The sequence below is a fragment of the Bacillus sp. PPSBB_2 genome, from assembly GCF_045291115.1.
GTDB classification, from domain to species: domain Bacteria; phylum Bacillota; class Bacilli; order Bacillales; family Bacillaceae_G; genus Bacillus_A; species Bacillus_A cereus.
In genome coordinates, this window is sequence record NZ_CP147983.1 from 4,231,165 (window position 1) to 4,250,052 (window position 18,888).

The following is an 18,888-nucleotide window of genomic DNA, read 5'->3' on the forward strand; positions in this document are numbered from 1 at the left end:
TGATATAATGCTTTTGTTTTATAGAAAATAAAGTGAAGCTACCATCTCAAAAACGATTTTTTGAATGGCAGAAAAACAAGCCTTATTCTAAAAAGGGCTACACTTTTTTAGAGCAGGATTATATAAAACAAATTACACTAAATATTATGAAGAAGAAGGGGTGTATAGATTGTCCCAATACGAAACACCATTGTTTACCGCTTTAGTTGAGCACAGTAAGCGAAATCCAATTCAATTCCATATTCCTGGTCATAAAAAAGGACAGGGCATGGATCCTACATTTCGCGAATTTATTGGGCATAATGCATTAGCAATTGATTTAATTAATATTGCGCCACTCGATGATTTACATCATCCAAAAGGTATGATTAAAGAAGCACAAGATTTAGCAGCAGCCGCATTCGGTGCAGATCATACTTTCTTTTCTATTCAAGGTACAAGTGGCGCTATTATGACAATGGTGATGAGCGTTTGCGGTCCTGGTGACAAAATCCTAGTACCACGAAACGTGCATAAATCAGTAATGTCAGCTATTATTTTCTCAGGTGCAAAACCGATTTTCATGCATCCTGAAATCGATCCGAAGCTCGGTATTTCTCATGGAATCACAATTCAATCTGTCAAAAAAGCACTTGAAGAGCACTCAGATGCAAAGGGCTTACTTGTTATTAACCCAACGTACTTTGGGTTTGCTGCAGACTTAGAACAGATTGTACAATTAGCACATTCTTATGACATCCCTGTACTAGTCGACGAAGCTCATGGTGTTCATATTCATTTTCACGATGAATTACCTATGTCAGCGATGCAAGCTGGTGCGGATATGGCAGCAACAAGTGTTCACAAATTAGGAGGCTCTTTAACTCAAAGTTCTATTCTTAATGTGAAAGAAGGCTTAGTGAATGTAAAGCATGTCCAATCTATTATTAGCATGCTTACAACTACATCAACTTCTTACATCTTGTTAGCATCCCTTGATGTTGCGAGAAAACGTCTTGCTACAGAAGGAACAGCACTCATAGAACAAACAATACAATTAGCTGAGCATGTTCGTGATGCTATAAATTCTATTGAGCATCTTTACTGTCCTGGAAAAGAAATGTTAGGTACAGATGCTACCTTTAACTATGATCCTACAAAGATAATTGTATCTGTAAAAGATTTAGGTATTACCGGCCACCAAGCTGAAGTATGGCTTAGAGAGCAATATAACATTGAAGTAGAACTCTCAGATCTATACAACATACTATGTCTTATCACTTTGGGAGATACAGAAAGTGATACAAATACACTTATTGCAGCATTACAAGATTTAGCAGCAACATTTAGAAATAGGGCAGATAAAGGTGTTCAAGTACAAGTAGAGATTCCAGAAATTCCAGTGCTAGCACTTTCTCCTCGAGATGCTTTTTATTCGGAAACAGAAGTCATTCCATTTGAAAATGCAGCGGGTCGTATTATAGCTGATTTTGTTATGGTTTATCCGCCAGGGATTCCAATCTTTACTCCGGGGGAAATTATTACACAAGAAAACTTAGAGTATATTCGTAAAAACTTAGAAGCAGGTTTACCTGTACAAGGTCCTGAAGATATGACATTACAAACATTACGTGTTATTAAAGAGTACAAGCCTATCAGTTGATAGGCTTTTTTTCACCTTTTTTCCTTTTCTTCATACGATACTTAAGAATGTAACGTATAGGTGGGGATACTATTATGATTGTAATAGGCCGTTCTATTGTACATCCTTATATTACAAATGAATATGAGCCATTTGCAGCAGAGAAACAACAAATTTTATCAATAATGGCAGGAAATCAAGAAGTTTATTCCTTCCGAACAGCTGATGAACTCAGCTTTGATCTCAATTTACGAGTTAATATTATTATCTCTGCACTAGAGCTTTTTCAAAGTGGATTTCAGTTTCGTACATTTCAACAATCCTTTTGCAACCCCCAGTATTGGAAAAGAACGTCTCTTGGGGGATTCGAGCTTCTTCCAAACATACCACCTTCTATTGCCATACAGGATATTTTCAAAAACGGAAAACTATATGGAACTGAATGCGCAACCGCTATGATCATTATTTTTTATAAAGCTTTACTATCATTGTATGAGGAAGAAACTTTCAATCGTCTATTTGCAAACCTTTTACTTTATACATGGGACTACGACCAAGATCTAAGGCTTATAACAAAAAACGGTGGCGATCTTGTTCCAGGTGACCTCGTTTACTTTAAAAACCCACAAGTAAATCCAGCTACGATTGAATGGCAAGGAGAAAATACAATCTATTTAGGAAATTTCTTTTTTTACGGGCATGGCGTAGGTGTAAAAACAAAAGAAGAAATTATTTATTCATTAAATGAACGACGAGTCCCTTACGCTTTTATTTCAGCTTTCTTGACCGATACTATTACCCGTATCGATAGTCGTATAATGAGCCAATACGCTTCTTCTAGTACACCACAGACCTCCATAAGCTTTATTCCGATTAGGGATGATGCAATCGTTGCAACAGTTGGTCATACAACTACAATTTATTAAAAAAGCGCCTACACATGTAGGCGCTTTTTCTTATTATTAAGCTTTTGTATGTTCTTTATGGTCACATTCGCAATGAGATCCACATTTCCCGTATAGTACTGTTGATTTTTCATCTTCAAAATGTCCAATTGTTCCTTCACATACTTGGCATACGATTGTTCCCATTTTCATTTCCCCCTGAGTTTCAATAGTAATCTATCTATTTATTTATCATTAAGCTTTCGCATTATCTTTTCTAGCACAGTCACAATTTGTTCCGCATTTTCCGTAAAGTACCGTCGTTTTCTCATCTTCAAAATGTCCGATTGTTCCTTCACATACTTGGCATACGATTGTTCCCATTTTTCATTTCCCCCTAAGTTTATGGTCCTAAAAACTTTTAGCTGTCCATTTCCTATCAATTATTGGGCTTTTGTATGCTCTGTGTGATCACATCCGCAAGATCCACATTTCCCGTAAAGTACCGTTACTTTCTCATCTTCGAAGTGTGCAATTGTACCTTCACAATCTTGACATACGATTGTTCCCATTTTTCATTTCCCCCTAAGTTTATAATCCCAAAAACTTTTTGTAACCGCTTAACTTTCTGTCTTTATTTTAATATGTTATACTTTTTACGTCAATAGGTTTTTAGTATAACACATTAAATATTTTAAATTTAAATTAGTATGCGATATTCAAATAAAAAACAGCCATATTTATAAGTACGACTGTTTCACATTAATTATTCTTCATATTCCGCATGTAAAGAAGTTGACGGAACTAGAAATTTGAAAAACTGAGCTAACTCCTTTGCTTCCTCTTCTGATCCTAATTTAAAAATCTCCTGTATATATTGAACATTCTCTACATCATCTCGTCCGAGTAAAGTAGACCTTCCTGTTTGCATACAAACAATGAGCGGCTTTCCAAAAAACATATTTGTATAAATAACACCAAAATCATAACGTGTATCATGTGTCATAAACCCTAAAAATCGTACCTTCACACTTTCATGCTCATCATACAATTTTTCAAACATTGGTTTCCACCTTTCTACATCACGTTTCATTAATAGTATATTAAACAAAACATGTAATACTCCTTTTAATTGTCAAAAAATTCAGTAGGATGTAGAATGATAGTATTCTACTAAGTTAGGGGGAACTTATATGCAACACGCCTTTATTACGCTTGTACCGAAATCCAACCAACAATCAGTTTCAATAGATGATATAAAACAACTTTTTCATTATTATAAAACAGTTACTTCTAAAACTGGTGCCCAAATTAATTACACGTATACAAATACCGCTTTTCCTTATGAAATTTTAGATACATCTACAACAACATTAAAACTTCAATCCAATCACGACCGGTATGACTCAATTTATATTGGTGTTGGTATAGAAAATGAACAATCTTTCATCCAAGTTTCTTTACCACCTAATGCAACATTTGGTGACAAAGGGAAAGCAAATGAATTTTGCCGTTTTTTAGCGAAGAAATTAGAAGGAGAGTTACAATTATTTAATGGAAGAACAATGTATTTTTATAAACGCTAATTTAAAAAATAGATAATATGCTTAAAAATAATATACAATTCGAACATGTAAGAAATAAAGCTTGCTTTCTTACGTGCAATACAAAATATGCTATTACATAGGCTAAATATAGAAATACGAAAAAAAGAATAACTTTATAATGAAACTTATCACCATTCGATAATGTTAATACAGTGGAAAAGCCACTCCATAGTAGTAAATGATAAAATATAACATGTAATATTTTCATGGAACCTTCTCCTTTGACATGCTCTATTTTATTAATATATGGGGTTACGTTTGAATCAATTACATATTATAGGATGATATATATTACCTTTGAAGTAAGTTAAGCCGGAATCATTTGTTAAAGTATTATATATTCATTCGACAAGTACGTTTAAAGACCTTGCAAGTCATTTGATGAAAATAAAAATAGCCCCTCTCTTACAATAAGAGAAGGGCTATTTACATTACTTAAATTATTTTACAATGTGAATTGGCATTCCAAGAGCAACTTCAGCTGCTTCCATTGTGATTTCACCTAATGTTGGGTGAGCATGGATTGTTTGAGCGATATCTTCAGCTGTCATTCCAGCTTCGATAGCTAAACCAATCTCAGAGATAATATCAGAAGCACCTGCACCTGCAACTTGAGCACCTACAAGAAGACCATCTTCTTTACGTGTTACAAGTTGTAAGAAACCGTCAGTGCTGTTTAATGATAATGCACGACCGTTAGCAGCGAATGGGAACTTAGATACAGTTACAGTCATTCCAGCTTCTTCAGCTTGTTTTTTAGTGTAACCAACAGATGCTAATTCTGGATCAGTGAAGCATACTGCAGGAATTCCGATGTAATCGATAGCTGATGCATGGCCACTAATTGCTTCTACAGCTACTTTACCTTCGTAAGAAGCTTTGTGAGCTAATGGTGGTCCAGGAACGATATCACCGATTGCATAGATGTTTGGTACATTTGTACGACATTGCTCATCGATTTCGATGATGCCGCGGTCAGTCATTTTAACTCCAACTTGCTCAAGACCGATTTCTTGAGTGTTTGGACGACGACCTACAGTTACTAATACGTAATCTGCTTCTACAGTTTGGATTTCACCTTTAACCTCAAAGCTAACTTTTACGCCAGTTTCTGTCTCTTCAACGCCTTTAGCCATAGCTTTTGTATGGATATTTACGTTACCTTTTTTCTGTAGAGCGCGTTTAACAACAGAGCTCATAGCTTTTTCGAAACCAGCTAAGATTTCGTCGCCAGCTTCTACTACAGTAACTTCTGTACCGAAGTTAGCATATGCAGTACCTAATTCCATACCGATGTAACCGCCGCCGATTACAACAAGTTTTTTAGGAATTTCAGGTAAGCTTAAAGCACCTGTAGAGTTGATAACACGTTTAGAGTATTTGAATCCTGGAATTTCGATTGGTGTAGAACCAGTTGCAAGAACAGCATTTTTAAACGTATAAGTTTGAGCTGCATCTTCAGTCATAACGCGTAATGTATTAGCATCTACGAAGTAAGCTTCACCGCGAATGATTTCAACTTTGTTACCTTTAAGAAGGCCTTCAACACCGCCAGTTAATTTCTTAACTACGCCGTTTTTCCATTCTTGAACTTTTGTAAAGTCAACTTTTACGTTTTCTGCAGTAATACCCATGTCATCAGAATGCATTGCATTCTCATAACGATGACCTGCATTGATTAACGCTTTTGAAGGAATACATCCAACGTTTAAGCATACGCCACCAAGGTTAGCTTTTTCAATGATTGCTACCTTTTGACCTAATTGTGCTGCACGAATTGCCGCAACGTATCCACCAGGACCTGCACCAACAACGACTGTATCTAATTCAATTGGGAAATCTCCTACTACCATTGTTATTACGCCTCCATTACTAATAATTGTGGGTCATTCAATAGACGTTTAATTTGGTTTAACGCTTTTTGAGCAGTTGCACCGTCAATTAAACGATGGTCAAAGCTTAGAGATAATGCTAATACTGGAGCTGCAACGATCTCACCGTTTTTCACAACTGGTTTTTCAGCGATACGGCCGATACCAAGGATTGCTACTTCTGGGTGGTTGATAACTGGAGTGAACCATTGTCCACCTGCAGAACCAATGTTTGTAATTGTGCAAGAAGCACCTTTCATTTCAGCTGGAGCTAGACGACCTTCACGTGCTTTACCAGCAAGATCATTGATCTCGTTAGAGATTGTGAAGATAGACTTACGATCTGTATCTTTAACAACTGGTACTAATAGACCTTTGTCTGTATCAGCTGCGATACCGATATTGAAGTAATGTTTATGAACTACTTCTTGAGATGCATCGTCTAAAGAAGTGTTTAACATTGGGTATTCACGTAATGCAGATGTTAAAGCTTTAACAACGTACGGAAGGTAAGTTAATTTAATACCTTTGTCAGCTGCTACTGCTTTGAACTTCTTACGGTGAGCAACAAGTTCTGTTACATCTACTTCGTCCATTAATGTTACGTGAGGAGCTGTGTGTTTAGAGTTAACCATTGCTTTCGCAATCGCTTTACGGATACCACTCATTTTCTCACGAGTTTCTGGATATTCACCAGCTAGGATTGGTTGTGCTTTTGGTGCTTCTTCTTTCGCTGCTGCTGGAGTAGCTTCTACTGCTGCTGGAGCCTCAGTTGCTGCTACAGTTTGTCCACCATTTGCAAATGCATCGATGTCAGCTTTTACGATACGGCCATTCTTACCAGTACCAGCTACTTTATGAATGTCTACACCTTTTTCACGAGCGTATTTACGAACAGATGGCATAGCGATTACGCGCTCATTTACTACTTCTGCAGTTGCTGCTGGAGTAGCTTCCGCTGCTGGAGCTTCTACTGCTGCTTCTTCAGCTTTTGGAGCTTCATCATGATCGTCACCTTTAAATTTAAGGTTTTCGTATCCAGGAGCATCAAATTTAATTAATGTATCTCCTACGATTGCAACTGTTCCTTCTTCTACAAGTACTTCAAGTACTTTACCTTTAACAGGAGAAGGGATTTCTACTACTGCTTTATCATTTTGTACTTCAAGAAGTACATCGTCTTCGTTTACTTCATCGCCTGGTTTAATAAACCATTTTACGATTTCACCTTCGTGGATACCTTCACCGATATCTGGTAGTTTAAATTCAAATGCCACGGAATTCAGCCCCCTGATTCATTTCATTATTATGGAATATGTACAAAAGAAACCAGCATGTGCTGATTTCTTTTGCACATGAAAAGCTAAAAATTAGAAGTTCATTACTTTGTTTACAGCTTCAACAATATCTTTGTGGTTTGGTAACCATACGCTCTCTGCTTGAGAGAATGGGAATACTGTATCAGCAGCTGCAACACGTACAACTGGAGCTTCTAAGTTTAAGATTGCACGGTCGTTAATTTCCGCTACAACGTTAGCTGCAATACCAGCTTGTTTTTGAGCTTCTTGAACTACAACTACGCGACCTGTTTTTTCAACAGAAGCGATGATTGTTTCGATATCTAATGGTTGAACTGTACGTAAGTCAACAACCTCTAAAGAGATACCTTCTTTTTCAAGTTCTTCAGCAGCTTTTAATGCAGCGTGAACCATAGCACCGTAAGCGATAACAGATACATCTGTACCTTCACGTTTGATATCAGCTTTACCTAAATCAATTGTGTAATCACCTTCTGGTACCTCTTGACGGAATGAACGGTACAATTTCATATGCTCTAAGTAGATAACTGGATCGTTGTCACGAATCGCAGAGATTAAAAGACCTTTAGCATCGTATGGAGTAGATGGAATAACAACTTTTAGACCAGGTTGTTGAGCCACTAATCCTTCTAAGCTATCAGCATGAAGTTCAGGAGTATGAACACCACCACCGAATGGAGAACGAACTGTTACTGGAGCAGTCCAACGTCCACCAGAACGGTAACGCATACGAGCTAATTGACCAGAAATTGAATCCATTACTTCATAAACGAAACCGAAGAATTGGATTTCTGGAACTGGACGGAATCCTTCAAGTGCAAGACCAACTGCAAGTCCACCAATACCAGACTCTGCAAGTGGAGTATCCATTACACGATCTTCACCAAATTCAGCTTGTAAACCTTCAGTAGCACGGAATACACCGCCGTTTACACCAACGTCTTCACCAAATACAAGTACGTTAGGGTCATTTTTCATTTCAACGCGTAAAGCATCAGTGATTGCTTGAATCATTGTCATTTGAGCCATGGCTTACTTCGACTCCTTTTCTTTGTAGATTTCATATTGTTCAGCTAAGTTGTAAGGCATTTTTTCGTACATGATTTCCATTAAATCAGTTACTTTTTGTTTTGGAGCTTGGTCAGCCTTAGCAATTGCTTGTTTGATATCTTCTTTTGCTTCTTCGATTACTGTCTCTTCAACTTCTTGAGACCATAGGCCTTTAGCTTCTAAGAACTTACGGAAGCGTACGATTGGGTCTTTTTGTTCCCATTCGTTTTCGATATCTTTTGTACGGTAACGAGTTGGGTCATCACCAGCCATTGTATGTGGACCGTAACGGAATGTTAAAGTCTCGATTAAAGTAGGGCCTTCGCCATTTACTGCGCGCTCACGAGCGAAAGCAGTTGCTGCGTATACAGCTAATGGATCCATACCGTCTACTTGAATTCCGTAAATACCTGCTGCTACTGCTTTTTGTGCTACAGTTTTAGCTGCAGATTGCTTTTCTACTGGAGTAGAGATTGCATAACGGTTGTTTTGAACAACGAAGATTGCTGGAGCTTTGAATGCACCTGCAAAGTTCATACCTTCGTAGAAGTCACCTTGTGAAGCACCACCGTCACCAGTGTAAGTAATTGCAACAGATTTTTTACCACGTAGTTTCATACCTAACGCAACACCAGCAGTTTGGATGATTTGCGCACCGATAATGATCTGTGGAGCTAATGCATTTACATTCTCAGGCATTTGGTTACCCATGAAGTGTCCACGAGAGAATAAGAATGCTTGGTATAATGGTAATCCGTGCCATACTAATTGTGGTACATCACGGTATCCTGGTAAGATGAAGTCTTCTGCTTCAAGTGCGAAATGACTTGCTAATTGAGAAGCTTCTTGTCCAGCTGTAGGTGCGTAGAAACCTAAACGTCCTTGACGGTTTAAAGAAATAGAACGTTGATCTAATACGCGAGTATACACCATACGACGCATTAATTCTTTTAATTGTTCATCAGATAATTCAGGCATAGCTGCTTCATTCACAACTTCACCGTTTTCATTTAAAATTTGTAATGTTTCAAATTGAGCTGCGATAGCTTTCATTTGCTCATCAACATTAAATAGGGTCTTTTTTGTTTTAGTACCCATTCCGTTCACCTCTTCCTCTCTTGAACCATATTCTGAAACGCTTTCACTGGCTATTTTCCAGTTTAAAAAGCGCAACGATGTAAACCAACATGTTTGTATGTCGGTTGAGAATAATTTTGTGTACCTAACAATCTGTACTAATGTTTTTTCAGAAACATATTAATACAATCTTGATCACGTTTTTTAGTTTACAACTATTCTAATTACGATGTCAATTACTTTGAATACGTTTTTTTATAAATAATATGCAGGTTTCTACTACACAAACGTGTTTTTATTTTTTACATCTGTATTAGTAAGCATTGACCTACTGTTATATTATTCCCTTTTTCACTTATTTTTTCTCTTAGAATAATATGTAAACGATTTAATTCTCTTTAGTTTTTCTCTCTTCGTAACAAAAATATACAAACTACTCTTCCTTTTTTAGGTAAATACCTATACATTTCTACCCTCTCTTCCATACATTATAGTAACCGCAGTATTAGCGGGAAATGATAAAGGAGGTCATCTCATGTACGGATACTCATATTGCTATCCAACTTGTTCATATCCTTCCTACGGTTATGGCGGTTCTTGTGGCGGGTCTGGACGCGGCTTCGCCTTAATCGTTGTGTTGTTTATTCTTTTAATTATCGTTGGTGCTGCTTGCATTCGCTAATTGTAAAACGAAACAACTATGGAAAGAAAAAGACGGCTTTGCCGTCTTTTTCTGTTTATCACATACATAACTACTCTATAATAGAACGATTTCCAAAATGCCTTCCCTTTCTTGCCGATGACTTTTTCCATCTCCTTTGGTAGACTAAAGAGGAAAGGAGAGATTACATATGCTTACAATGAAAGATGTTATTCGCGAAGGAGATCCTATTTTGCGCAACGTTGCAGAAGAGGTGTCCTTACCGGCAAGCGAAGAAGATACAACTATCTTAAAAGAAATGATTGAATTCGTAATAAATAGCCAAGATCCTGAAATGGCTGAAAAATATAGTTTACGCCCTGGAATCGGATTAGCGGCTCCGCAAATCGGTGTTTCAAAAAAAATGATTGCAGTTCATGTAACCGATGCGGATGGTACATTATATAGCCATGCATTATTCAATCCAAAAATCATTAGCCATTCTGTTGAACGTACATATTTACAGGGTGGTGAAGGCTGTCTATCTGTAGACCGCGAAGTACCTGGTTATGTTCCTCGTTATACAAGAATTACAGTAAAAGCAACTTCTATTAACGGAGAAGAAGTAAAATTACGTTTAAAAGGTTTACCAGCAATCGTATTCCAACACGAGATTGATCATTTAAATGGCGTTATGTTCTATGACCATATCAATAAAGAAAATCCTTTTGCCGCTCCTGATGATTCCAAACCTCTAGAGCGATAATAATAAAAAGGCGGAAGTTAATCTTCCGCCTTTTTATTATGAAATGGGTTCCATATTCACTTATAGCAATCCAGCCCACTTTAGTCCATGATATATACCGTCTTCATTAACATCCTTTGTCACATGATTTGCAAGTTTTTTCAAGTCTTCATGGCCATTTCCCATCACAATACCTGTGCCAACGGCTTCGATCATTTCTAAATCATTTAAGCCATCTCCAAATGCATACACTTGATCACGATTAAAACCTAACTTTTCAATGTATTTCTCAATTCCTTTTGCCTTAGAACCACCATTCGGAATGATATCCATTGAATATGCATGCCAACGAATAAAATGGAAATCTGGATAATGATTAATAAACTTTTCCTCTTCATTTACTTCACAAAAAAGTAGTGTTTGATAAATATTACGTTCCTCATAAAAATTAGGCTCATATGCTGGATGCTCAAAGTTTAAGCTTCCAAAGCCTTCTTTCACATAATCATGATATTCCACTGATGCTCTCATATCTTGATGGTCAAGATATACAAGTGGATATCCTTCTTGTTTTGCAAACTGAGTAAACTTATGTAAAGCATCTGGATGTAACGGATTATTAAATATTACCTCATCTTCAAAGACAACATATTGTCCATTAAAACTAACATAATTATGTATATCAAGTTCCTTACGAATATCTTCGAACATAAATGGCGCGCGCCCTGTCGCAATTGCTACATGTACACCTTTTTCTTGTAACTGTTTTACTGCATCTCGTGTAGATTGCGGAATTTTTTTATCATGATCTAATAATGTTCCATCAATATCAAAAAAGACAATTTTATCATTCATTTGTCAAAATCCTTTCTGAGACTCTATATTCCTATTTTGAATATCACTTTTCAAATTCTAAAAAAAAGTATAACATATTAAACATCTGTGAAGAAAGCGTTCCCTTTCTGACCTTATTTGTAAACTTTGCATATATATATTAGTAAAACATGTAGATACTTGTTCGGATGAATTTTCTTTTCCATTCTTCCTCATACTATACCTATAACTAACGGCTACTGATCGTTACTATAGAATAACTTTCACTGTATGGGAAAGGACAAGATTCACCATTCACTTTTGTCCTATCTCTTATATCAGAGATAGAGTTTTCACTAGTAATAGGCATGTTTAAAATAAGGAAAGGAAGGAGTAATCATGCTGAAGAAGCTGAAGAAAAAGCTCAAGCGTTATTTAAATGGTCTAGTCCGTAAAAAGACAGTCGCTTAAATTGTGCCCATTTCGGGCTTTTTCTTCATTCTCATTCGAAAAAACATGAAAATCGTGACTGTTTGCTTTATAATAAGTAACAGATAATGCAAAACATAGACAAGGAGAGGTTTTCCAAATGATTTTTAAAGTATTTTATCAAGAAAAATTAACTGAGGTTCCAGTACGTGAAAATACAAAAGTTTTATATTTAGAGGCTACGTCTGAAAAGGATGTTCGTACAAAATTAAATAAGTTCGCATATAATATCGAGTTTGTTCAGTCTGTTACTGGCGCTCATCTTGAATATGAAAAAGAAAACGCTGATTTAACATTAGCGGAAATCGTATAGCGATATGAAATTTCTAAAAAACGACCAAGTTGCTGTATTTGCTCTCGGTGGGCTTGGTGAAATCGGTAAAAATACATACGCTGTTCAATTTCAAGATGAAATTATTATAATTGATGCTGGAATTAAATTTCCAGAGGACGAACTTCTCGGAATCGATTATGTAATACCAGACTACACTTATTTTGTGCGAAACGAAGATAAAATTAAAGGGTTATTCATTACACATGGTCACGAAGATCATATCGGCGGAATCCCTTACCTATTACGTCAAGTGAACATTCCAATTTACGGCGGAAAATTAGCAATTGCACTCATCAAAAACAAATTAGAAGAACACGGCTTACTTCGTAAAGCAAAACTTTACGAGATTCAAGAAGATGACGTTATTAAATTCAAAAAAACGTCTGTATCCTTCTTCCGTACAACACACAGTATTCCAGATTCGTACGGCGTTGTTGTGAAAACACCTCAAGGTCAAGTTGTTCATACAGGTGACTTCAAATTTGACTTCACACCAGTTGGTGAACCAGCTGATTTAACAAAAATGGCTGAAATCGGTAAAGATGGCGTACTATGTCTATTATCTGATAGTACGAACAGTGAAGTTCCAAACTTTACTATGTCTGAGCGTCGCGTTGGTGATAGCATTCAAGACATTTTCCGTAAAGTAGAAGGACGGATTATATTCGCAACCTTTGCATCAAATATTCACCGCTTACAACAAGTTGTTGAAGCTGCTGTTGAAAACAACCGTAAAGTAGCTGTGTTTGGTCGAAGTATGGAAGCAGCGATTGAAATCGGACAAAACCTTGGTTATATTCGTTGCCCGAAAGATACATTCATAGATGCATCTCAACTAAACCGCTTACCAGCTAATAAAGTTGTTATTTTATGTACAGGTAGTCAAGGTGAACCGATGGCAGCACTTTCACGTATTGCAAACGGTACACACCGCCAAATTCAAATTATTCCTGGAGATACAGTTGTTTTCTCTTCTTCACCAATTCCAGGAAATACAATTAGCGTAAGTCGTACAATTAACATGTTGTACCGCGCTGGCGCTGATGTAATTCATGGGAAACTTTCAAATATCCATACAAGTGGACACGGTGGACAAGAAGAACAAAAATTAATGTTACGTCTAATTAAACCGAAGTACTTCATGCCAATTCATGGTGAATATCGTATGCAGCGTATGCACATGAACATAGCAAATGATTGTGGCATCCCTGAAGAAAATTGCTTCATTATGGATAATGGCGATGTTCTTGCTTTACGTTCGGATGAAGCTAGCGTAGCTGGAAAAATCCCATCTGGTTCGGTCTACATTGATGGAAACGGTATTGGAGATATTGGCAATATCGTATTACGCGATCGTCGTATCCTTTCTGAAGAAGGACTTGTAATTGTAGTTGTAAGCATTGATATGAAAGAATTTAAAGTTGCAGCAGGACCTGATATCATCTCACGCGGTTTCGTTTACATGCGTGAAAGTAGCGATTTAATCAATGATGCACAAACATTAATTACAACTCATTTAGAAAAAGTAATGGAGCGTAAAACAACACAATGGTCTGAAATTAAAAATGAAATTACAGACACATTAGCTCCATTCCTATATGAGAAAACGAAACGCCGTCCAATGATTTTACCAATCATTATGGAAATATAAGAAAAAGGACAATGCCATGAAGGCATTGTCCTTTTCTTTTCTCTTATCTTAAAAAGTGTTTAAATCGATCCACTTCATCGTCATGACCAATGACAATTAATATATCTCCTGCTTGAATATTCTCCGTAGCTCGAGGGGATACGATAACTTCTTTGCCTCGTTTAATTGCTACAATATTCAATCCAAACTTCGCACGAATATCTAATTCAATTAAAGAGTGCCCATCAATTTTTTTATTCGCAATAATCTCTACAATACTATGCTCATCTGAAAGCTCAAGGTAGTCTAGCACATTGCTTGATGCAATATTATTAGCAATCCTTTTTCCCATATCACGTTCTGGATGCACAATATGATTTGCACCTATTTTACTTAACACTTTTTCATGATAATCATTTTGAGCTTTTACAGTAATATTTTTTACACCCAACTCTTTCAAAATCAAAGTCGTTAAAATACTTGAATTTAAATTATCTCCAATAGCAACGACTACGTGATCAAAATTTCGAATACCAAGGCTTTTTAATACCATCTCATCTGTTGAATCTGCAATTACAGCATGCGAAGCTATATTTGCAAATTCATTAATTTTATCCTCATCTGAATCGATTGCCATTACTTCCATACCTAATTGAGCTAGTTCTCGGCAAATACTTCCACCAAAGCGACCAAGTCCAATGACAGCAAATTCTTTTTCTTTCTCACCCACGGGAATTCCTCCAATAACTTCAAGTACTATTTATTTTCAGTGTAACACACTTTATATGCGTCACAAAAACTATGATTAGCTCTTATTTTTGTTTTTGTATATAAAAATATTGTTGCAAGTAAAAAGCGATACCAACAAGTAGCATAGCAAATACAAATATATTTCCAAAAGAACTAAATGTTTCAAAAACGAATAATAATGTTTCTTGACCAAAAAAGGCAAATAGAAGCTGTGTGAATGCAAATAACAACGCCCATATGTAATGATGTTGATGGAATAAATAATGCGTTGCACCTAAAAAAGCAATAAACGAAAAGATAAAGATCCACCAATTTTCTAAAAATAGTTGCCAATTAGAAAATTGATATCCATTTACTAATATCGCAATAAGCCCGATAACTACCATCGTCGGCACACTCCAAAATAATGCCCGTCCTCTAAAGAAACGAGTGCCTTTAACATCTCCTTTTTCATGTGCAATATATGTTAGTACTACTGTGCTTATATACAAAACAGAAAGAATTGTTAAAACGATAATAAGCCAAAAATGTAATTGATAATATTCATGCTCTATATTTGTCACGATTGCAGCTAACATGCACGGAATTAACATTCCCGTCCAACCATCTACTTTTCTTTCATTCCAAAAGACCGTATTACCAATCCTTATTCCTAACAACATAAAAATAATGATACCCAATACAAATAACGTAGTTTTATTCCCTACTAAACTCGTTGAAAAAGCAATTAATCCAATAAATAAAAAGAGCACAAACCCATTCATAATTTCTAGTACAGGTGATAAATATCTCTTCACCCATTTGTATGTTTCGTCATATTCATTATTATCTACTAGACGATAGGCATAAAAACTTATCCCAAAATAAACCGCCGCAATAATAACATACGCATATAAGACGAAACATAAAATCGCACTGCTAATTTGCACGTAATTCCCCACCCTTTTTTCTATGTTTCACATTGATTTTACACACTTTTCATACTAAAAGTAAACATATATAAGTTAGTCAAATAATTAATAATGAGCAGTGGCTAAACCCCCTGCTCATTATTAAAACAGTACAATTAACTTTAATTCTTCCATTTGTATATAAATGTCTAAAATCAATCTATACGAGCGTTACTTACACCTCAGAACAAAAAGTTTTTTGGAACCTTCAAGAAAGTGGAAGTTTTATTTTCTATTCCCTTTCCACTTTACATATTGGCTTAAAAATGTAATTGCCTTTTCAATCACTTCTTCGTCTGGTTTTAATTTTGCATGATGTAAACCATATTCTGAATTTACTCCAAGCCAAAACATAAATCCAGGGATTTCTCGAAGCATATAACCAAAATCTTCACCCGTCATTGCCTCAGTACATGTAATAACATTCATATCAGTTTGTTTATGTACAAATTCCATAAACTCTCTCGTTAACTCTTCATGGTTATATACTTGATGATACATTGCTCCGTAATCTATAATCGCCTCACACTGGAAAGAAGCTTCGATACCTGCAACAATTGACTCAATTCTGCTTTTCACACGCTTCATTGATTCCACTGATAATGTTCGAATCGTTCCTTCTAAACGAGATTTTTCTGCAATAATATTTTGAACCGTACCACCAGTAATTTTCCCGATTGTAATTACTGCACTATCAAGAGGATTTACATTGCGACTAATAACGGATTGAAGCTGTGTAACAAGATGACTCGCTGCAACAATCATGTCATTTGCAGTATGCGGATAGGCAGCATGGCCACCTTTCCCTTTTAAATCAATATATAATTCTGAAGTATTGGCAAATAACAGTCCTTCTTTCGTTGCAATTGTCCCCACAGCGTATTCTGGTGCAATATGAAGACCAAGAATTATATTCGGTTTCCATTCTTTTAACTCTTCACTTTCTAACATAGGAAGAGCACCGCCTGGTCCTTCTTCTGCTGGCTGGAATAGAAATACAAGGTCATCATCTATTCTTTCGCTCACAGCTTTCGTTAGAAGGCCTAAACCGATTGTTGTATGTACATCATGGCCACATGCATGCATCATTCCTTCATGAATAGAAGCAAACTCGTATCCAGTTTCCTCTGTAATTGGTAAACCGTCTATATCTGCACGATAACCTATTATTTTTTCGGGATTTTTTCCATTTACTTTAACGATTACACCCGTTTTCCATGTCTTCACTTCCACAAATTCATGAGAAAGTGTTCCTATATAATCTAAAATATACTGTTGTGTTTTCCATTCCTTAAATCCGATTTCTGGAATTCTATGTAGATCTCTACGAATTTGGACAAATTTGCTTACTGTCATTTTTGCACCTCTATCTATAAAAAGCGTAAGAGCCCATTTACGCTCTTACGCTTTTTTTACTTTTTATTTCTCTGGGTTTAATTGACGAAGCTCTTGTTTAATTTCTGTTTTTGCTTTTGTCTTCTCATCAATTTCTTTGATTACACGTGCTGGAGTACCTGCAACAACTGTGTATGGAGGTACATCTTCTGTTACAACAGCTCCCGCTGCTACAACTGCACCTTTACCTACTGTAACACCCTCTAAAACAACTACATTTGCACCGATTACTACATCATCTTCAACGATAACTGGTTTTGCAGAAGGTGGCTCAATAACACCTGCAAGTACAGCACCTGCACCTACGTGACAGTTTTTACCGACTGTTGCACGTCCACCAAGTACTGCGTTCATGTCGATCATAGAACCTTCACCAATTACAGCACCAATGTTAATTGTTGCATTCATCATAATTACAGCGTTGTCACCAATTTCAACATGGTCACGAATAATAGCACCTGGCTCGATGCGAGCTTTAATACCTTTTAAATCAAGCATTGGGATTGCAGAATTACGACGATCGTTTTCTACAACGTAGTCAACGATGTGCTTATTATTCTCATCAAGAATTGTCTTAATTTCAGACCATTCTCCGAATAATACACCTGATTTTTTATTCACAAATGCTTGTACTGTTTCAGGGAATGTTACTTCTTTTAAATCCCCTTTTATGTATACCTTTACAGGAGTTTTCTTTTCACTTTTTTGAATAAACGAAATAATTTCGTTAGCGTCCATCATTTTCATTCTTGTTGCCTCCTAAATCCATTTATAATGTTACTCTACCAAACGAAAGAGCGAGTAGCAAGATAATAATCTTATTTTTCCCTTTGAATTTCTTCTATAATTTCTAAAAATGCTTGTACTTGCTTCAACTGCCTTGCCGAGTCACTTGTTAACAACCATGTTTCTCTCGTCAGTTGAACAGGTGTTTTATACATATTTTCCTGTACTTCCTTTAAAACAGTAGAAGGTAAAAGGGCATAACCTATACCATTTAAAACAAGTTGTTTACATGTTTCAATTTGGTCAACTACAATCGTTCGCTTAGGCGGATTAGAAAATAAACCATACCACCAATTTTGTATTTGTCCATAATAAGTCGAGTCACTTTTAAATTGAATGAACGGCCTATTTGTTTCTTTTAACATCGAAATATCTTTTATTTCTTTATCAACTAAATACAGTTCATCTTCAAATAATTGTTGCTTCTGACCTTTATATTCTTGTGTTCCCCTCAGTATAGCAACATGCACGTCTCCTTCATAAAACTGCTTTTGCACTTCACTACTCCATCCAGTAAACAGCGATATCTTTACAGAAGGATATTTATGCACAAACTTTTTCAAAACAGGAGGGAGCCAATATTGACCAATAACTGATGCAACAGCTATTTTTAACGTTCCATGAGTTTCCGTTCTGAAAACAGCCAGCTCACTTTTTATATCTTCTTCCCTTTGCAACATTTCTTTGGCATAATTTGCAACTTTTTCCCCTTCAGGTGTAATTGTCAATCCTTTTTGTGAGCGAATAAAAAACTTCATTCCCCATTGTTTCTCCATAGATTGTAATCGTTGACTCAGCGCAGGTTGGGAAACAAATAAACGTTCCGCCGCTTTTCTCATATTTGATTCCTGAGCTAACACAACCATCATTTGAAAATCATCAATTTGCAACTTTCTCCCTCTTTCCTTAGCTTCCATACACCTTATT

General features: G+C 36.2%; 22 protein-coding genes. 7 read left to right on the top strand and 15 right to left on the bottom strand.

Annotation, left to right across the window (positions count from 1 at the left end; genetic code table 11):
• Positions 1-169: 169 nt before the first annotated feature.
• Both speA and V6946_RS21135 read left to right on the top strand, forming a co-directional pair.
• Positions 170-1,642, top strand: coding sequence for an arginine decarboxylase (speA, locus tag V6946_RS21130; RefSeq protein WP_000084899.1), 1,473 nt, complete (start codon positions 170-172; stop codon positions 1,640-1,642).
• 74 nt (positions 1,643-1,716) lie between these two features.
• Positions 1,717-2,547 carry a protein-glutamine gamma-glutamyltransferase gene (locus tag V6946_RS21135; protein ID WP_000635337.1) on the top strand — a complete coding sequence of 277 codons (831 nt, stop codon included), beginning with the start codon at positions 1,717-1,719 and terminating at the stop codon, positions 2,545-2,547.
• Between the two features lie 36 nt (positions 2,548-2,583).
• Here V6946_RS21135 and V6946_RS21140 read toward each other — a convergent pair whose 3' ends face one another.
• The 4 genes from V6946_RS21140 to V6946_RS21155 all read right to left on the bottom strand — a co-directional run bounded on the left by V6946_RS21140 (position 2,584) and on the right by V6946_RS21155 (position 3,568).
• Positions 2,584-2,712, bottom strand: a complete 129-nt coding sequence (locus V6946_RS21140; RefSeq protein ID WP_000536796.1) for a GapA-binding peptide SR1P — start codon at positions 2,710-2,712, stop codon at positions 2,584-2,586.
• 48 nt (positions 2,713-2,760) lie between these two features.
• Complete coding sequence (locus tag V6946_RS21145) at positions 2,761-2,889, bottom strand: GapA-binding peptide SR1P (RefSeq protein WP_000536803.1); 129 nt, start codon at positions 2,887-2,889, stop codon at positions 2,761-2,763.
• A gap of 59 nt (positions 2,890-2,948) precedes the next feature.
• A complete protein-coding gene (locus V6946_RS21150; RefSeq protein WP_000536778.1) occupies positions 2,949-3,077 on the bottom strand; it encodes a GapA-binding peptide SR1P in 129 nt (42 codons plus the stop codon).
• Between the two features lie 194 nt (positions 3,078-3,271).
• Positions 3,272-3,568 (bottom strand): DUF3055 domain-containing protein, encoded by a 297-nt coding sequence (locus V6946_RS21155; protein WP_000462038.1) that lies wholly within the window; start codon positions 3,566-3,568, stop codon positions 3,272-3,274.
• 130 nt (positions 3,569-3,698) lie between these two features.
• On the opposite strand from V6946_RS21155, the gene V6946_RS21160 reads away from it, so the two are divergent.
• On the top strand, positions 3,699-4,091 hold the full coding sequence (locus tag V6946_RS21160) for a DUF1885 family protein (RefSeq protein ID WP_001163299.1): 393 nt from the start codon (positions 3,699-3,701) through the stop codon (positions 4,089-4,091).
• A gap of 1 nt (position 4,092) precedes the next feature.
• Here the strand turns inward: V6946_RS21160 and V6946_RS21165 are convergent, their stop codons facing one another.
• The 5 genes from V6946_RS21165 to pdhA all read right to left on the bottom strand — a co-directional run bounded on the left by V6946_RS21165 (position 4,093) and on the right by pdhA (position 9,450).
• Positions 4,093-4,320, bottom strand: coding sequence for a hypothetical protein (locus V6946_RS21165; protein WP_100619300.1), 228 nt, complete (start codon positions 4,318-4,320; stop codon positions 4,093-4,095).
• 232 nt (positions 4,321-4,552) lie between these two features.
• Entirely contained in the window at positions 4,553-5,965 is a 1,413-nt protein-coding gene (lpdA, locus tag V6946_RS21170; RefSeq protein ID WP_000260104.1) for a dihydrolipoyl dehydrogenase, read from the bottom strand.
• Positions 5,966-5,970: 5 nt separating this feature from the next.
• Positions 5,971-7,260, bottom strand: a complete 1,290-nt coding sequence (gene pdhC, locus V6946_RS21175; RefSeq protein ID WP_006928222.1) for a pyruvate dehydrogenase complex dihydrolipoyllysine-residue acetyltransferase — start codon at positions 7,258-7,260, stop codon at positions 5,971-5,973.
• A gap of 93 nt (positions 7,261-7,353) precedes the next feature.
• On the bottom strand, positions 7,354-8,331 hold the full coding sequence (pdhB, locus tag V6946_RS21180) for a pyruvate dehydrogenase complex E1 component subunit beta (RefSeq protein WP_000068168.1): 978 nt from the start codon (positions 8,329-8,331) through the stop codon (positions 7,354-7,356).
• A 3-nt stretch (positions 8,332-8,334) separates the two neighbouring features.
• Complete coding sequence (pdhA, locus tag V6946_RS21185; RefSeq protein ID WP_006928221.1) at positions 8,335-9,450, bottom strand: pyruvate dehydrogenase E1 component subunit alpha; 1,116 nt, start codon at positions 9,448-9,450, stop codon at positions 8,335-8,337.
• Positions 9,451-9,964: 514 nt separating this feature from the next.
• Between pdhA and V6946_RS21190 the strand changes: the two genes are divergently transcribed.
• On the top strand, positions 9,965-10,111 hold the full coding sequence (locus V6946_RS21190; protein ID WP_000274562.1) for a YjcZ family sporulation protein: 147 nt from the start codon (positions 9,965-9,967) through the stop codon (positions 10,109-10,111).
• A 169-nt stretch (positions 10,112-10,280) separates the two neighbouring features.
• A complete protein-coding gene (def, locus tag V6946_RS21195; protein ID WP_006928220.1) occupies positions 10,281-10,835 on the top strand; it encodes a peptide deformylase in 555 nt (184 codons plus the stop codon).
• A gap of 60 nt (positions 10,836-10,895) precedes the next feature.
• On the opposite strand, the gene V6946_RS21200 is transcribed toward def, so the two are convergent.
• Positions 10,896-11,669 carry a Cof-type HAD-IIB family hydrolase gene (locus V6946_RS21200; RefSeq protein WP_000998268.1) on the bottom strand — a complete coding sequence of 258 codons (774 nt, stop codon included), beginning with the start codon at positions 11,667-11,669 and terminating at the stop codon, positions 10,896-10,898.
• A 547-nt stretch (positions 11,670-12,216) separates the two neighbouring features.
• Here V6946_RS21200 and V6946_RS21205 point away from each other — a divergent pair.
• Both V6946_RS21205 and rnjA read left to right on the top strand, forming a co-directional pair.
• A complete protein-coding gene (locus V6946_RS21205; RefSeq protein ID WP_000576435.1) occupies positions 12,217-12,429 on the top strand; it encodes a DNA-dependent RNA polymerase subunit epsilon in 213 nt (70 codons plus the stop codon).
• 4 nt (positions 12,430-12,433) lie between these two features.
• Complete coding sequence (gene rnjA, locus V6946_RS21210; RefSeq protein WP_000670377.1) at positions 12,434-14,101, top strand: ribonuclease J1; 1,668 nt, start codon at positions 12,434-12,436, stop codon at positions 14,099-14,101.
• Between the two features lie 43 nt (positions 14,102-14,144).
• Here the strand turns inward: rnjA and V6946_RS21215 are convergent, their stop codons facing one another.
• The 5 genes from V6946_RS21215 to V6946_RS21235 all read right to left on the bottom strand — a co-directional run bounded on the left by V6946_RS21215 (position 14,145) and on the right by V6946_RS21235 (position 18,878).
• Positions 14,145-14,810, bottom strand: coding sequence for a TrkA family potassium uptake protein (locus V6946_RS21215; protein ID WP_006928211.1), 666 nt, complete (start codon positions 14,808-14,810; stop codon positions 14,145-14,147).
• A gap of 82 nt (positions 14,811-14,892) precedes the next feature.
• Positions 14,893-15,759 carry a hypothetical protein gene (locus V6946_RS21220; RefSeq protein ID WP_006928202.1) on the bottom strand — a complete coding sequence of 289 codons (867 nt, stop codon included), beginning with the start codon at positions 15,757-15,759 and terminating at the stop codon, positions 14,893-14,895.
• A 246-nt stretch (positions 15,760-16,005) separates the two neighbouring features.
• Complete coding sequence (locus V6946_RS21225) at positions 16,006-17,136, bottom strand: N-acetyldiaminopimelate deacetylase (RefSeq protein ID WP_000218672.1); 1,131 nt, start codon at positions 17,134-17,136, stop codon at positions 16,006-16,008.
• A 63-nt stretch (positions 17,137-17,199) separates the two neighbouring features.
• A complete protein-coding gene (gene dapD / locus V6946_RS21230; protein WP_000783241.1) occupies positions 17,200-17,922 on the bottom strand; it encodes a 2,3,4,5-tetrahydropyridine-2,6-dicarboxylate N-acetyltransferase in 723 nt (240 codons plus the stop codon).
• A 71-nt stretch (positions 17,923-17,993) separates the two neighbouring features.
• Positions 17,994-18,878, bottom strand: a complete 885-nt coding sequence (locus tag V6946_RS21235) for a LysR family transcriptional regulator (RefSeq protein WP_001987174.1) — start codon at positions 18,876-18,878, stop codon at positions 17,994-17,996.
• Positions 18,879-18,888 lie beyond the last annotated feature (10 nt).

What these genes read in the sequence shown, in the direction of transcription:
- V6946_RS21135 (WP_000635337.1), top strand. Translation starts at nt 1,717, where the DNA reads ATGATTGTAATAGGCCGTTCTATTGTACATCCTTATATTACAAATGAA.
- rnjA (WP_000670377.1), top strand. Translation starts at nt 12,434, where the DNA reads ATGAAATTTCTAAAAAACGACCAAGTTGCTGTATTTGCTCTCGGTGGG.
- V6946_RS21155 (WP_000462038.1), bottom strand. Translation starts at nt 3,568, where the DNA reads ATGTTTGAAAAATTGTATGATGAGCATGAAAGTGTGAAGGTACGATTT.
- V6946_RS21190 (WP_000274562.1), top strand. Translation starts at nt 9,965, where the DNA reads ATGTACGGATACTCATATTGCTATCCAACTTGTTCATATCCTTCCTAC.
- V6946_RS21200 (WP_000998268.1), bottom strand. Translation starts at nt 11,669, where the DNA reads ATGAATGATAAAATTGTCTTTTTTGATATTGATGGAACATTATTAGAT.
- V6946_RS21145 (WP_000536803.1), bottom strand. Translation starts at nt 2,889, where the DNA reads ATGGGAACAATCGTATGCCAAGTATGTGAAGGAACAATCGGACATTTT.
- V6946_RS21140 (WP_000536796.1), bottom strand. Translation starts at nt 2,712, where the DNA reads ATGGGAACAATCGTATGCCAAGTATGTGAAGGAACAATTGGACATTTT.
- pdhB (WP_000068168.1), bottom strand. Translation starts at nt 8,331, where the DNA reads ATGGCTCAAATGACAATGATTCAAGCAATCACTGATGCTTTACGCGTT.
- lpdA (WP_000260104.1), bottom strand. Translation starts at nt 5,965, where the DNA reads ATGGTAGTAGGAGATTTCCCAATTGAATTAGATACAGTCGTTGTTGGT.
- pdhA (WP_006928221.1), bottom strand. Translation starts at nt 9,450, where the DNA reads ATGGGTACTAAAACAAAAAAGACCCTATTTAATGTTGATGAGCAAATG.
- V6946_RS21160 (WP_001163299.1), top strand. Translation starts at nt 3,699, where the DNA reads ATGCAACACGCCTTTATTACGCTTGTACCGAAATCCAACCAACAATCA.
- V6946_RS21205 (WP_000576435.1), top strand. Translation starts at nt 12,217, where the DNA reads ATGATTTTTAAAGTATTTTATCAAGAAAAATTAACTGAGGTTCCAGTA.
- V6946_RS21225 (WP_000218672.1), bottom strand. Translation starts at nt 17,136, where the DNA reads ATGACAGTAAGCAAATTTGTCCAAATTCGTAGAGATCTACATAGAATT.
- def (WP_006928220.1), top strand. Translation starts at nt 10,281, where the DNA reads ATGCTTACAATGAAAGATGTTATTCGCGAAGGAGATCCTATTTTGCGC.
- V6946_RS21165 (WP_100619300.1), bottom strand. Translation starts at nt 4,320, where the DNA reads ATGAAAATATTACATGTTATATTTTATCATTTACTACTATGGAGTGGC.
- V6946_RS21235 (WP_001987174.1), bottom strand. Translation starts at nt 18,878, where the DNA reads ATGGAAGCTAAGGAAAGAGGGAGAAAGTTGCAAATTGATGATTTTCAA.
- V6946_RS21150 (WP_000536778.1), bottom strand. Translation starts at nt 3,077, where the DNA reads ATGGGAACAATCGTATGTCAAGATTGTGAAGGTACAATTGCACACTTC.
- dapD (WP_000783241.1), bottom strand. Translation starts at nt 17,922, where the DNA reads ATGAAAATGATGGACGCTAACGAAATTATTTCGTTTATTCAAAAAAGT.